The following is a 13235-nucleotide window of genomic DNA, read 5'->3' as shown; positions in this document are numbered from 1 at the left end:
ATATTTGGGGACAAAATTAAGATATCATTCTTAATTAAATGATAAATTATAGTACTTTTGAAAAGCTATGTTAGACAAAAACAAAAAAATAATCATGCGAAAATTCAAATCATTCCTTGTAGCGGCGCTTTTTGCAATTCCAAGTATTCAATATGCACAGTACACCGATGAAATAAACTCTAATAGACCCGGAGAAACCATGTCTGCATTTGCCGTGGGTAAATCAGTTATTCAAGTTGAAACAGGAGTTTACGGAATCAATCAAAAACACAATTTATTGGGGTATGATGCAAATGGTTTTGGTCTTGATGCCACATTACGGTGGGGTTTATTTCTGGAGCGTTTAGAGTTGATAGCTGATATTCAATATCAAAATGAAACATATACTTCTTTGTTCAGCAAAACTGCCATTGCTGATTTTAAACAACTTGTTTTAGGAGCTAAATATTTAATTTACGACCCTAATAAAAATTATAAGAAAAAAGTAAACCTATATAGTTGGAAAGCAAACAAGGCATTTTACTGGCGTCAATTAATACCTGCTGTTTCAGGTTTTGTAGGCGTAAATTATTCGGCAGAAAATAATCCGTATGCGTTTTCAAACAGAAACCCAACCGAAAGTAGATACCCTGCTCAATTCTCACCAAAAGCAATGTTAATAACACAAAACAATCTGGGTGACGGCAGATGGGTTTTAGTTTCAAATTTCACAGCAGATTATATTGGTACAGATTTCCCTAGTTATGGTTATGCCGTTACACTTACACGTGGTTTTAATAACAAATGGTCTGGTTTTGTAGAAAATCAAGGTATAAAAAGCGACTTATATGCAGATGCCATTGTAAGAGGTGGAGCAGCTTATTTACTGAACAAAAATATGCAAGTAGACGCTTCAATAGGTACTAGTTTAAAAGAGACTCCATCCGCTTTATTTGGTGGAATCGGTTTTTCATGGCGATATGATGGCAAATATAAAGAAGTTCGCATTGATGTAGAACCTGATAAAAAAGAAGCTAAAGCTAAAAAAGTAGCCAAAAAAATTAAAAAAGGATAATAAAAACATTCTAACCCATAAGATGATTACAATACACGAAGCCGTATCAAAAAAAGAATTAACAGCGTTCATTAAATTTCCTTTTTCCCTATACAAAAACAATCCCTACTGGGTTCCCCCGCTTATTGCTGATGAGCTCGAAACATTTGATAAAACAAAGAATCCCGCTTTTGAAAATGCAGAAGCCTATTTTTATATTGCCAAAAAAAACAATGAAATCGTTGGCCGAATTACAGCAATCATAAATTGGAGCGAAGTAAAAAACCAACAGAAATTAAAAGTACGTTTTGGTTGGTTTGATGTAATTGATGACATCGAAGTGACAAAAGCTCTATTAGAAAAGGTTTACGAACTTGGTAAAAAAAACAATCTAGATCATGTAGAGGGACCTATGGGATTTTCAAATCTTGATAAAGTTGGGGTAATGACCGAAGGTTTTAATGAAATTGGTACCATGATTACCTGGTACAACCATCCTTATTACGCAAACCATTTTAGAGAACTAGGATTTAAAGTTGAGAAAGAATATTTAGAGAGTAAATTTCCTTTTGAAAATGTAAAACTTGAGTTTTTTGAAAAGGCGAATGATTTGGTTAAAAAAAGATATCAATTGAGTCCATTGAACTTCAAAACCACAAAAGAAGTAATGCCGCACGTAGATAAAATGTTTGATTTATTCAATAAATCATACGCTTCCCTATCTTCTTTTGTAGCTATTTCTGATACACAAAAAGAGTATTTCAAGAAAAAATACATTAGCTTCATCAATCCTGAATTTATAAAGTTTGTAGAAGACAAAGATCATAACATTGTAGCTTTTAGTATCGTAATGCCTGATTTTGCTGAGGCTTTACAAAAATCCAAAGGAAAGTTGTTTCCGTTTGGTTTTTTACACATGCTCAAGGCTAGAAAACAAAGTAAAAATGTGATTTTTTATCTGATAGGTGTACTACCCGAATACCAAAACAAAGCTGTAACTGCCATTATATTCAAGGAATGTTATGAAACCTTTAAAGAAAAAGGGATCTTAAACTGCTTTAGAACTCCTGAACTTGCAGATAATGTTGCCATTCAAAATTTGTGGAAACATTTTGACCCTCAAGTACACAAAAAGCGTTGTACTTTTAGAGCTGAATTGTAAAAATCCAGACATAAAAAAAACCATCTGTTTAAAAGCAACAGATGGTTTTTATAATTTTAGAATAAGATTTTAAGCGTCTAAATCAACAGTAGTTCTACTTGCAATCTCTTTATAAGTACCATTTTCTAGTTTTTCACGAATAGCCTCAAATGCTGTCAATGTTTCATTAACATCGTCAATAGTATGTGTAGTAGTAGGTATCATTCTCAATAAAATAATTCCTTTTGGAATTACAGGATAGATTACAATACTCAAAAAGATACCATAATTTTCTCTTAAATCATTTACCATCACCATAGCTTCTGGTACACTTCCTTCAAGATAAACTGGAGTAACACAAGTATTAGTATCACCAATATTAAAGTTTCTCTCTTTTAATCCGTTTTGTAATGCGTTTACGTTTTCCCAAAGTTTATCTTTCAATCCTGGGTTGTTACGCAACAATTCCAATCTTTTTAAAGAACCAATAGTTTGAATCATTGGCAATGCTTTGGCAAACATTTGAGAACGTAAATTGTATTTTAAATAATCAATAACGTCTTTATCAGCTGCCACAAAAGCACCAATATTAGCCATGGATTTTGCAAATGTAGAGAAGTATACATCAATACCATCTTGACAACCTTGTTCCTCACCTGCTCCAGCTCCTGTTTTACCTAAGGTTCCAAAACCGTGTGCATCATCAACTAACAAACGGAAATTGTACTTTTCTTTTAAAGCTACAATTTCTTTCAATTTACCTTGTTGTCCTCGCATACCAAAAACACCTTCGGTAATAAACAAAATCCCACCACCTGTTTCAGTAGCCATTTTAGTAGCACGTTGCAGGTTTTTCTCCATACTTTCAAGATCATTGTGCTTGTAAGTATATCTTTTTCCACTATGCAAACGTACTCCATCTATAATACATGCATGTGCGTCTACGTCATATACAATAATGTCGTTACGTGTCACTAAAGCATCAATAGTGGACATAATTCCTTGGTATCCAAAATTCAATAAGTAAGCTGATTCTTTCATAACAAAAGCGGCTAACTCATTTTCTAACTGCTCGTGATATTTTGTATGACCACTCATCATTCTTGCGCCCATAGGATATGCTGCTCCATACTGTGCAGCGGCATCTGTATCAGCCTGACGAACTTCAGGATGATTGGCTAATCCTAGATAGTCATTCAAACTCCAATTCAAAATATTTTTACCTCCAAACTGCATTCTAGGTCCCAACTCACCTTCTAATTTTGGAAAAACAAAATACCCTTCAGCTTGTGAAGCCCATTTCCCTAGAGGACCTTTATTGTTTTGAATTCTTTCGAATAAATCTTTTACCATAATATGTAAAGTAATAATTTTAATTTTAAGAAGTTGCAAAAATAATTATTTAAATTTTATAAAGGACTTGAAAGTAAATTTATTTTTCAAGCATTCTATTTGTACAAAAATTCGATCATTTCAAACCATAAAATTTAAAAAAAGCAAAACTCAAACTTCAAGACTCCCTCTTTACAGTGCATTTTTGAACAAATCAAATGCTACACATACTAAGTATAACACAATAAACTTTGTATATTTGACTTACTAAATAAATTTAAATTTATGTCTAACAATACAAAGGAATTAAAACTAGCGGTACTTATTGATGCTGACAACGTTCCCTACAGTAATGTAAAAGGAATGATGGAAGAGATTGCTAAGTTTGGTACGCCTACTACAAAACGCATCTATGCCGATTGGACGAAACCAAATGCTAGCGGTTGGAAAAGTGTATTATTAGAACATGCCATTACTCCTATACAACAATACAGTTATACGGTAGGCAAAAATTCCTCAGATTCAGCCATGATTATTGATGCCATGGATTTACTCTATTCCGATAAGGTAGATGGTTTTTGTATTGTATCTAGCGACTCTGATTTTACAAGACTTGCCATTCGATTGAGAGAATCAGGCATGAAGGTCATAGGAATTGGCGAACAAAAAACCCCCAATTCATTCATTGTAGCCTGTGACCGATTTGTGTACATTGAAGTCTTGGACGGAGCAATCAAAAAGAAAGAACCAAAAAGAACAGCAACTGATCCTAAAAAACCATCTCCTAAAAGCTTAAATAAAGTAGACCTGCAAACTATAGAATTAATTGAATCTACTATTGAAGATATTGGTGATGATAGCGGATGGGCGTTTCTAGGTGATGTTGGAAATTTAATTGTAAAAAAGAAACCCGAGTTTGATCCAAGGAATTATGGTTTTTCAAAACTAACTCCGATGTTGAAATCCTTAACAGATATTCTTGAAATAGATGAGCGCGACTCAGATAAAAAAGGAATCAAACACGTTTATGTACGTTTACGATTTAGTTAACATCTTTTCTACTTTTGGTTGCCAAGATTAAAAACATTTTTAACAAGAACTTATCCATTTTGAATACAAAGCCATTTTCAAATTGAAATTTAATATATGAGAACAAAATTTTTCCTTTTTGGTTTCCTTTCTTTGCTAGTAAGCGTGATCATAAACATCTATTTTCAAAAAGCGTACTTCCTTAGTTTCATATTATTCTTAATACTAATTATTGGAGTTTACAACAGCATACAAACCAAGCATACCATATTAAGAAACTTTCCTGTTTTAGGATACTTTAGGTATTTATTTGAAAGTATAGCTCCTGAAATACAACAATATTTCATAGAAAGAAATACCGATGGCAAGCCTTTTTCAAGAAATGAAAGGTCATTAGTCTACCAAAGAGCAAAAAACTTAAGCGCTACAACGGCTTTTGGAACACAATTACATCTTAATCAACCCGATTACGAAGGCATCAAGCACTCCATATTTCCTGTAAAAGTGAATGAAGAGCTACCCCGAGTAGTTGTAGGAGGACCAGATTGCAAACAACCGTATTCAGCTTCTTTACTCAATATATCCGCGATGAGTTTTGGCTCTTTGAGCGAGAACGCAATCATTGCACTTAATAATGGTGCAAAGAAAGGCGACTTTTATCATAACACAGGCGAAGGAGGTTTAACTGAATTCCATCTTCAAGGCGGAGCAATTGTTTGGCAAATAGGAACTGGATATTTTGGATGTAGAGATAAACATGGAGCATTTGATGTTCAAAAATTTTCAGAAAAAGCAAATCTCCCATCTGTAAAAATGATAGAAATCAAACTATCACAAGGAGCTAAGCCCGGTCATGGCGGAGTACTTCCTGCAAGTAAAAACACTCCATTAATAGCTAAGATACGAGGCGTAGAACCGCATACGACTATTCTATCACCACCGAGCCACTCTGCTTTTCATGATGCAAGTGGTTTGATACAATTTATAAAAACACTTAGAACGGCATCAAATGGAAAACCCATTGGCTTTAAACTGTGCATTGGAATAACCGAAGAATTTGAAGCCATTTGTCAAGAAATGATAGTACAAAATTGTTTTCCAGACTTTATAACGGTTGATGGCGCAGAAGGCGGAACCGGTGCTGCACCACTAGAATTTTCTGACGGAGTTGGCATGCCATTAGAACCAGCGCTTATTTTTGTAAATAAAACATTGACTCAGCTCCATATAAAAGATAAAATAAAAATTATCTCTAGCGGAAAAATCATTACCGGTCATGCCATTTTAAGAGCCATTGCCATGGGAGCAGACATTTGCAATACAGCTAGAGGATTTATGTTCTCATTAGGATGTATTCAAGCATTGAAATGCAACAATAATACTTGCCCAACAGGAGTAGCCACTCAGGATAAAATGCTAATGAAAGGATTAGTGGTAAGTGACAAGTCTGAAAGGGTTTATCATTTTCACCACAATACGTTACATGCTGCAAACGAACTTTTGGCAGCGTCAGGAAAATCTAGTTTTCAAGATGTTGACAGTAGCATTTTTATGCGTGGTGATGAGTTTACCAAATTATCTGATTTATATTTCCCTGATAATTTAACCCGAGTTTCAAATTAAAAAAATTTAGTATCTATAAATTTCTCATCTAAAATCATGAAAATAGTTTTTGCATCCAATAACAAAAATAAAATTATAGAACTTCAAAGCATGCTTCCAAAAAGCGTAACTATACTGAGCCTTGAAAGCATAGGATGCCATGAAGAAATTCCAGAAACAGCCCCTACAATTGAAGGGAATGCCATTTTAAAAGCAAATTATGTAACTCAAAAATACGGCTACAACTGTTTTGCAGATGATACAGGTCTTGAGGTACTAGCACTAGATGGTGCTCCAGGAGTTTACAGCGCCAGATATGCCGGTGAGCAACGTAATCCTGAAGACAATATGAACCTCTTATTAAAAAATTTAACAGATAAAGAAACTAGAGCAGCACAATTTAAAACCGTAATCGCTTTAAATTTAAACGGCGAACAACATTTATTTACTGGTATTGCCAAAGGAGAAATTACGTTAGAAAAAATTGGAAATCAAGGATTTGGCTACGATCCTATATTCCAACCAGAAGGATTTACCGAAACTTTTGCACAATTACCATTGGAACTAAAAAATGAAATCAGCCATAGAGGTAAGGCAACAAAACAACTATTAATGCATCTTAGCAACAAAAGTTAAACAAAAACTGTGAAATTTTACTTAAAAAACATAGTTGCAAAGCTATATTTTTTGTATCAAAAATAGTCCTGAATTCAATAACAAACCATAACTTTCTGATAATCAAATTATAATAAATCATTAAATCTTGAAATAGCATTAGTTTATATGAATAATTTAGAGTAATTTTGCACCCTATTTTAAAAATACATATGAATAAATTTGAACAATTAGGATTGAGTGAATCGTTACTGAAGGCGGTTTTAGATCTAGGATTTGAAAATCCGAGCGAAGTACAGGAGAAAGCGATTCCCCTATTATTGGAAAAAGATACAGATATGGTGGCGTTGGCTCAGACAGGGACAGGGAAAACGGCAGCTTTTGGTTTTCCAGTTATCCAAAAAATTGATGCTAACAACAGAAACACACAAGCATTAATTTTATCTCCAACACGCGAGTTGTGTTTGCAGATTACCAACGAACTTAAAAACTACTCTAAATACGAAAAAGGTATTAATGTAGTAGCCGTTTACGGAGGAGCTAGCATTACAGAACAAGCGAGAGACATAAAGAGAGGGGCACAAATTATTGTAGCAACTCCAGGAAGAATGCAAGATATGATTAATAGAGGTTTAGTAAACATTTCTCAAATTAACTATTGTATTCTTGACGAAGCTGACGAAATGTTGAACATGGGTTTTTACGAAGATATTGTAAACATCCTTTCTACTACGCCAGACGATAAAAACACATGGTTGTTTTCTGCAACAATGCCTGCTGAAGTAGCGCGTATTGGAAAACAATTCATGACTGATCCTATTGAAATTACAGTTGGAGCTAAAAATTCAGGTTCTGCTACCGTTTCTCACGAATTTTACCTAGTAAATGCACGTGACCGTTACGAAGCTTTGAAACGTTTGGCTGATTCTAACCCAGATATTTTCTCTGTAGTTTTTTGTCGTACCAAAAGAGATACACAAGCTGTAGCCGAAAAATTAATTGAAGACGGATACAGTGCTGCTGCATTACACGGTGATTTATCACAAGCACAACGTGATGGAGTTATGAAATCATTCCGTGGTCGTCAAATACAAATGCTTGTTGCTACTGATGTAGCTGCTCGTGGTATTGATGTGGATAACATTACTCACGTAGTAAACTACCAATTACCTGATGAAATTGAAACGTACAACCACCGTTCTGGCCGTACTGGTCGTGCAGGTCGTTTAGGAACATCTATTGTAATTGTTACTAAAAGTGAATTGCGTAAAATTTCATCTATTGAAAGAATAATCAAGCAAAAATTTGAAGAAAAATCAATTCCATCTGGAATCGAAATTTGCGAGATTCAATTACTTCACTTAGCTAACAAAATTAAAGATACTGAGGTTGATCACGAAATTGATACGTACCTTCCAGCAATTAATAGTGTACTTGAAGGCTTAACAAAAGAAGAGTTAATCAAGAAAATGGTATCGGTAGAATTCAACCGTTTCATCAATTATTACAAGAAAAACAGAGACATTTCAACTCAATCAGGTGAAAGACGCGAAAGAAGTGATGATAGAGATGGTGCTCCAAGAGAAAACAACAATGGCGGAGCAACTCGTTATTTTGTAAACATCGGTTCTAGAGATAACTTTGACTGGATGTCATTAAAAGACTATTTAAAAGAAACATTAGACTTAGGTCGCGATGACGTTTTCAAAGTAGACGTAAAAGAAGGTTTCTCTTTCTTTAACACTGATCCTGAGCATACCGATAAAGTAATGGAAATATTGAATAACGTTCAACTAGAAGGACGCAGAATCAATGTTGAAATTTCTAAAAATGACGGTGGCGGAAGACGTGACCACAACGGAAGAAATTCTGGTGGTGGTTTTGGTGGAAGAAGCTCGGCTCCTAGAAGAGAAGGAAGTTTTGCTCCAAGAAGAGAAGGTTCTGGCGGATTTAGAAGCGATAGAAGTTCAGCACCTAGAGAAGGTGGATTTAGAAGCGATAGAGGAGCAGCTCCAAGAAGAGAAGGTGGTTTTTCATCTGACAGATCTAGAAGCGAAGGTTCATCTGATAGAGCTCCTAGAAGATCAGAAAGCTTTGGTGATGCACCAAGACCAAGAAGACCAAGAAGAGACTAAGTTTAGTTAATATTCTTATAATTATACTGGAACTACAAAATATTTAATCCTGATTTATTACTTTTAAAGTCTTAAATTAGAGTATGAAATATTTTGTAGTTTTTTTATTTACTGTATTCTCAATTACAGCACAATCTCAAGTCAAAGAACCTTCTCAAAAAGTAGATGGAATTATTCTTAGTAATACAACTAAACAACCTTTATCAAGTGTAAACATCATCAACGTAAATAAAGTACGTGGTGCCACAACCGATGAAAGCGGACATTTTGAGATTGATGTTCAAGTTAATGATACATTGCACATCACGAGTTTAGGTTTCCAATCCTTGAGAGTACGCGTAACAAATGACTGGATAAAAAACCGAAGTACTAAAATTCAACTTACAGAGAAAGCCATTGCACTTGAAGAGGTTATCATTAGACCCTTTAACCTAACAGGGTATCTTGAAGTAGATACAAAAATCATTCCCGTGCGAGAGAATTACCGTTATAGTATTTCTGGATTAACACAAGGATATGAAGCAGGACAGGTATCCCCTAATGCTTTTGGAAAAGTTCTAGGTTCCATATTTAATCCAGCGGATATGCTCTATAATTTTTTTGGTAAAAACCCAAAAGAGCTGAAAAAGTTAAAAGAAATGAAAAAGGATGATACCGTACGAAAATTACTAGAATCTAAATATGACCGCGAAACTATAGCAGTCCTTTTAGGCATTGACAAGGATGAAATCCCTGAAATTTTACAACGTTGTAATTACTCGGACTCCTTTATTAAAACGGCTAATGACCTACAAATAATGGATGCTATTAGTGGCTGTTATGAAGAATATAAGATATTAAAGAAAAAATAAATTTAACATTTCATAAGTAAAACCAATCAATCCTCAATTCAAAAAAATTGGGGATTTATTAATTAAATAGGCAATAAATCAAAATATTACATACATTTACTAAATTGAACATTAATCACTAAATAAATTATCATGGCAAAAAGTCAGGATGCGAAAAAGACTGTAAAAAAAGAGCCTTTGAAAACCGCTAAAGAAAAGAAAGAAGAAAAAAGAGAAAAGAAAAACGCTCCTAAAAGAGATTAATATCCAGTATCAGTTTACAGTCTCAGTTTGCAGTTCTTTGAAACTGAATACTGAGACTGTTCCTGATTACTAAGATTACTTAACTGGAATATTTGCTAAAATTTCTACAAAAAATTTCCAGAATTTTTGTGATGATGAAATACTAGCTCTCTCATCAGGTGAATGTGCACCATGAATAGTTGGGCCAAAAGAAATCATATCCATCTCAGGATAATTTGTTCCTAAAATACCGCATTCAAGTCCTGCATGACAGGCAACCACTCTTGGTTTTTCACCGTTTTGCTTTTCATAAAGAGGAACTAAAACATCTAAAATTTCCGATTTAGAATTTGGAGTCCATCCAGGATAAGAACCTGAAAATTCAACTTCACAACCCATTAATTCAAATGCAGAACGCAACCCATTTGCCAAATCAAATTTTGAAGTCTCTACAGAAGATCGCGTTAAACATTGAACCGAAAGTTGCCCATCTCCTAAAACTACTTTTGCAATATTATTTGAAGTTTCAACTAGATTTTCAAAATCAGCGCTCATGCTGTACACTCCGTTATGAGCAGTATACATAGCTCTCACAAAATAAAATTGAGCAATTGAAGGCATTACCTTAGTAGGTGTTGTTTCTAATTTTTCAAAAACAACTTCTAGATTAGGCTCCGTAGTTTTTAGTTCGGTTTTTATTTCGTTTACAATTTGCTGCATGTCAAACACAAATGCTTCGTCATACACCTCGGCAATGATTACTTTCGCTACACTTTCTCTTGGAATTGCATTGCGTAAACTTCCTCCTTTTATTTCGGAGATTTGCAACCCAAAATTATCAAAACCATCAAACAATAAACGGTTCATTATTTTATTGGCATTGCCCAAACCTTTATGAATATCCATACCAGAATGTCCTCCTTGCAAGCCTTTCACGGTAATGGTATACCCCACAGAACCTTCAGGAGTTTCCTCTTCATCATATTCTGCAGTAGCCGTAACATCTATTCCACCAGCACAACCAATATCAATTTCATCATCTTCCTCTGTATCTAAATTCAGTAAGATTTGTCCCTGTAAAACACCACCTTTTAGGTTAAGAGCTCCAGTCATTCCTGTTTCTTCATCTATAGTAAACAAGGCCTCAATAGCTGGATGAGGAATATCTTTACTTTCTAAAACAGCCATGATAGCAGCAACTCCCAAACCGTTGTCAGCACCTAAAGTAGTACCTTGAGCACGAACCCAGTCACCATCAACATACATGTCTATTCCTTGTGTATCAAAATCAAAAACAGTTTCTCCGTTTTTTTGATGCACCATATCTAAATGTCCTTGAAGCACAATTGCTTTACGGTTTTCCATACCTGGAGAAGCCGGTTTTCTTATGATTACATTTCGAATTTCATCTTCAAAAGTTTCAAGTCCTAGGCTTTCGCCAAAATTTTTCATGAAAGCAATCACACGATCCTCTTTTTTAGAAGGCCTTGGCACTGCATTTAAATCTGCAAACTTATTCCAAAGTGCCTTTGGCTCTAGATTTCTTATTTCTTGACTCATATTGGTAATTGATGTTTTAATTTTACAATACAAAGTTACAAAGTTTAAATTCCAATAGGCACTAATTAATATTGTAATTATATTTACAACTCAAATTTTTTATCTTGAAAACAAAATATTTTCTCCCGATTTTTTTCCTCATCCAAATTATATTGCTCCAAATTGCTCCTTTTTATCCTGAACAAATAGAGCGCTGGTACAGCAATGGTATGTATCCTGTATTATCTCAGTTCTTGCGCACAATCTTAGGAAGGATTCCTTTTTCAATTGGTGATTGTCTTTATTTTTTTTTGATTCTTTGCGTTTTGAGATGGTTTTGGAACAATCGAAAAACTTGGAGATCCCACTGGAAAAATTCACTTTTAAATATACTGAGTTTTACATCTGTGCTCTACTTTTTATTTCATGTGCTCTGGGCACTCAACTACTACCGTGAACCGCTTTTTGAAAAAATGAAAATCAAAAAAGAATACACTGATGACGATTTACTTGTTTTTACAAAAATGATTATCGCAAAAACGAATGCTATTCAATATGACATTACCACTAGCAAGGCTTTAAAAGTTTCCATTCCGTACACACAAGAACAAATTTTTAAAAAGAGCTTGAACGGTTATCATGCCATTGCAAAAAAGCATTCTTTTTTTAAATTCAACACAATTAGCACCAAAAAATCATTATTTAGTCTACCCTTGACCTACATGGGATTTGGAGGTTATTTAAATCCTTTTACAAATGAGGCTCAGGTAAATGATCTCGTACCGCTTTATGGTTTTCCTATGACTGTAAATCACGAGATGGCACACCAAATGGGTTATGCTAGTGAAAGTGAATGTAATTTCATTGGATTCCTAGCTTCTGTTGAAAATGAAGATGCTTACATCCAATATTCCGGTTACAGTATGGCTTTACGCTATTGTCTAGGAAATTGGCAAATACGAGATGAAGGCATTTACAAACAACTACTAAAAACCATACATCCCGGTGTTTTAAAAAACTACAAAGAAAGTGAGCAATTCTGGAAGCAATACGACACCTTTATTGACAAAGGTTTTCATGCTTTCTATGACCAATTCTTGAAGATCAATCAACAAAAAGACGGCATGGAAAGCTATAGTAAGTTTGTGAATTTAATGGTTAATTACAGTAAAACACATACGCTATAAAAAGCGAGAGAAACTATCAGTATTATATTTAATAGACTCCTACTCTATCATTCATTTATCTAATTCTTCAACCAACAAAAAAGGCTATCCCGTTATGAGCCTTTTTAGATTTTTGTTGTTTAGAGAAGATTTATTGCATAGATACAATAATAAACTCACTTCTTCTATTGGCTTGATGTTGTGCCTCTGTACAATTTGATTGGTTCGTTGGTTCACATCCGCAATCGTTTACAAGTTGTGATTCGCCGTATCCTTTTGCAGTTAATCTATTTGCAGCTATGCCATTTTTGATCAACCAGGCTTTCGTTGATTTAGCTCTTCTATCAGATAGTGCTTGGTTGTAAGCTACGGTTTGTCTGCAATCTGTATGGGATCTAATATCGATGGTCATCTTTGGGTATTGTTGCATCACTGCTAATACTTTTTCTAGCTCAAATGCCGCATCTTTTCGAATAAATGACTTGTCTAAATCAAAATAAAGTATTGGTATATCCAAGGTCTTAGCTAAGTCTGTACCCACTTCAATAACTTTTTTTCTTGGCTCTAAGG

11 protein-coding genes are annotated in these 13235 nt (G+C 34.4%); 8 read left to right on the top strand and 3 right to left on the bottom strand.

What is annotated here, in order from left to right:
* Nucleotides 1–94 precede the first annotated feature (94 nt).
* Entirely contained in the window at nucleotides 95–1054 is a 960-nt protein-coding gene (locus FPG59_RS08610) for a transporter (protein ID WP_086454209.1), read from the top strand.
* Between the two features lie 22 nt (nucleotides 1055–1076).
* Nucleotides 1077–2195 (top strand): GTP cyclohydrolase, encoded by a 1119-nt coding sequence (locus tag FPG59_RS08605; RefSeq protein WP_086454207.1) that lies wholly within the window; start codon nucleotides 1077–1079, stop codon nucleotides 2193–2195.
* A 69-nt stretch (nucleotides 2196–2264) separates the two neighbouring features.
* Here FPG59_RS08605 and FPG59_RS08600 read toward each other — a convergent pair whose 3' ends face one another.
* Nucleotides 2265–3527, bottom strand: coding sequence for a pyridoxal phosphate-dependent aminotransferase family protein (locus tag FPG59_RS08600; protein ID WP_086454206.1), 1263 nt, complete (start codon nucleotides 3525–3527; stop codon nucleotides 2265–2267).
* A gap of 264 nt (nucleotides 3528–3791) precedes the next feature.
* Between FPG59_RS08600 and FPG59_RS08595 the strand changes: the two genes are divergently transcribed.
* The 5 genes from FPG59_RS08595 (at nucleotide 3792) to FPG59_RS08575 (ending at nucleotide 9738) form a co-directional block, all read left to right on the top strand.
* Nucleotides 3792–4556 (top strand): NYN domain-containing protein, encoded by a 765-nt coding sequence (locus FPG59_RS08595; protein ID WP_086454205.1) that lies wholly within the window; start codon nucleotides 3792–3794, stop codon nucleotides 4554–4556.
* 96 nt (nucleotides 4557–4652) lie between these two features.
* Entirely contained in the window at nucleotides 4653–6158 is a 1506-nt protein-coding gene (locus tag FPG59_RS08590; protein ID WP_086454204.1) for an FMN-binding glutamate synthase family protein, read from the top strand.
* 36 nt (nucleotides 6159–6194) lie between these two features.
* Nucleotides 6195–6773 (top strand): non-canonical purine NTP diphosphatase, encoded by a 579-nt coding sequence (locus tag FPG59_RS08585; protein WP_086454203.1) that lies wholly within the window; start codon nucleotides 6195–6197, stop codon nucleotides 6771–6773.
* 191 nt (nucleotides 6774–6964) lie between these two features.
* Nucleotides 6965–8887, top strand: a complete 1923-nt coding sequence (locus tag FPG59_RS08580; protein WP_086454202.1) for a DEAD/DEAH box helicase — start codon at nucleotides 6965–6967, stop codon at nucleotides 8885–8887.
* 83 nt (nucleotides 8888–8970) lie between these two features.
* Nucleotides 8971–9738 carry a carboxypeptidase-like regulatory domain-containing protein gene (locus tag FPG59_RS08575; protein ID WP_086454201.1) on the top strand — a complete coding sequence of 256 codons (768 nt, stop codon included), beginning with the start codon at nucleotides 8971–8973 and terminating at the stop codon, nucleotides 9736–9738.
* A gap of 318 nt (nucleotides 9739–10056) precedes the next feature.
* Here the strand turns inward: FPG59_RS08575 and FPG59_RS08565 are convergent, their stop codons facing one another.
* Nucleotides 10057–11520: an aminoacyl-histidine dipeptidase gene (locus FPG59_RS08565; RefSeq protein ID WP_086454200.1), complete on the bottom strand. Its 1464-nt coding sequence runs from the start codon at nucleotides 11518–11520 to the stop codon at nucleotides 10057–10059.
* A 209-nt stretch (nucleotides 11521–11729) separates the two neighbouring features.
* Between FPG59_RS08565 and FPG59_RS08560 the strand changes: the two genes are divergently transcribed.
* Nucleotides 11730–12686: a DUF3810 domain-containing protein gene (locus tag FPG59_RS08560; RefSeq protein ID WP_369596806.1), complete on the top strand. Its 957-nt coding sequence runs from the start codon at nucleotides 11730–11732 to the stop codon at nucleotides 12684–12686.
* Between the two features lie 130 nt (nucleotides 12687–12816).
* Here FPG59_RS08560 and FPG59_RS08555 read toward each other — a convergent pair.
* Nucleotides 12817–13235, bottom strand: a 419-nt coding sequence (locus tag FPG59_RS08555) for an OmpA family protein (protein ID WP_140344617.1), incomplete at its 5' end; no start/stop codon positions are given.

Source organism: Flavobacterium sp. FPG59 (assembly GCF_002150205.1).
In the GTDB taxonomy this organism is placed as follows: Bacteria; Bacteroidota; Bacteroidia; order Flavobacteriales; family Flavobacteriaceae; genus Flavobacterium.
Note: the sequence above shows the minus strand (reverse complement) of the source record. Positions and strands in the feature narration are given on the sequence as shown.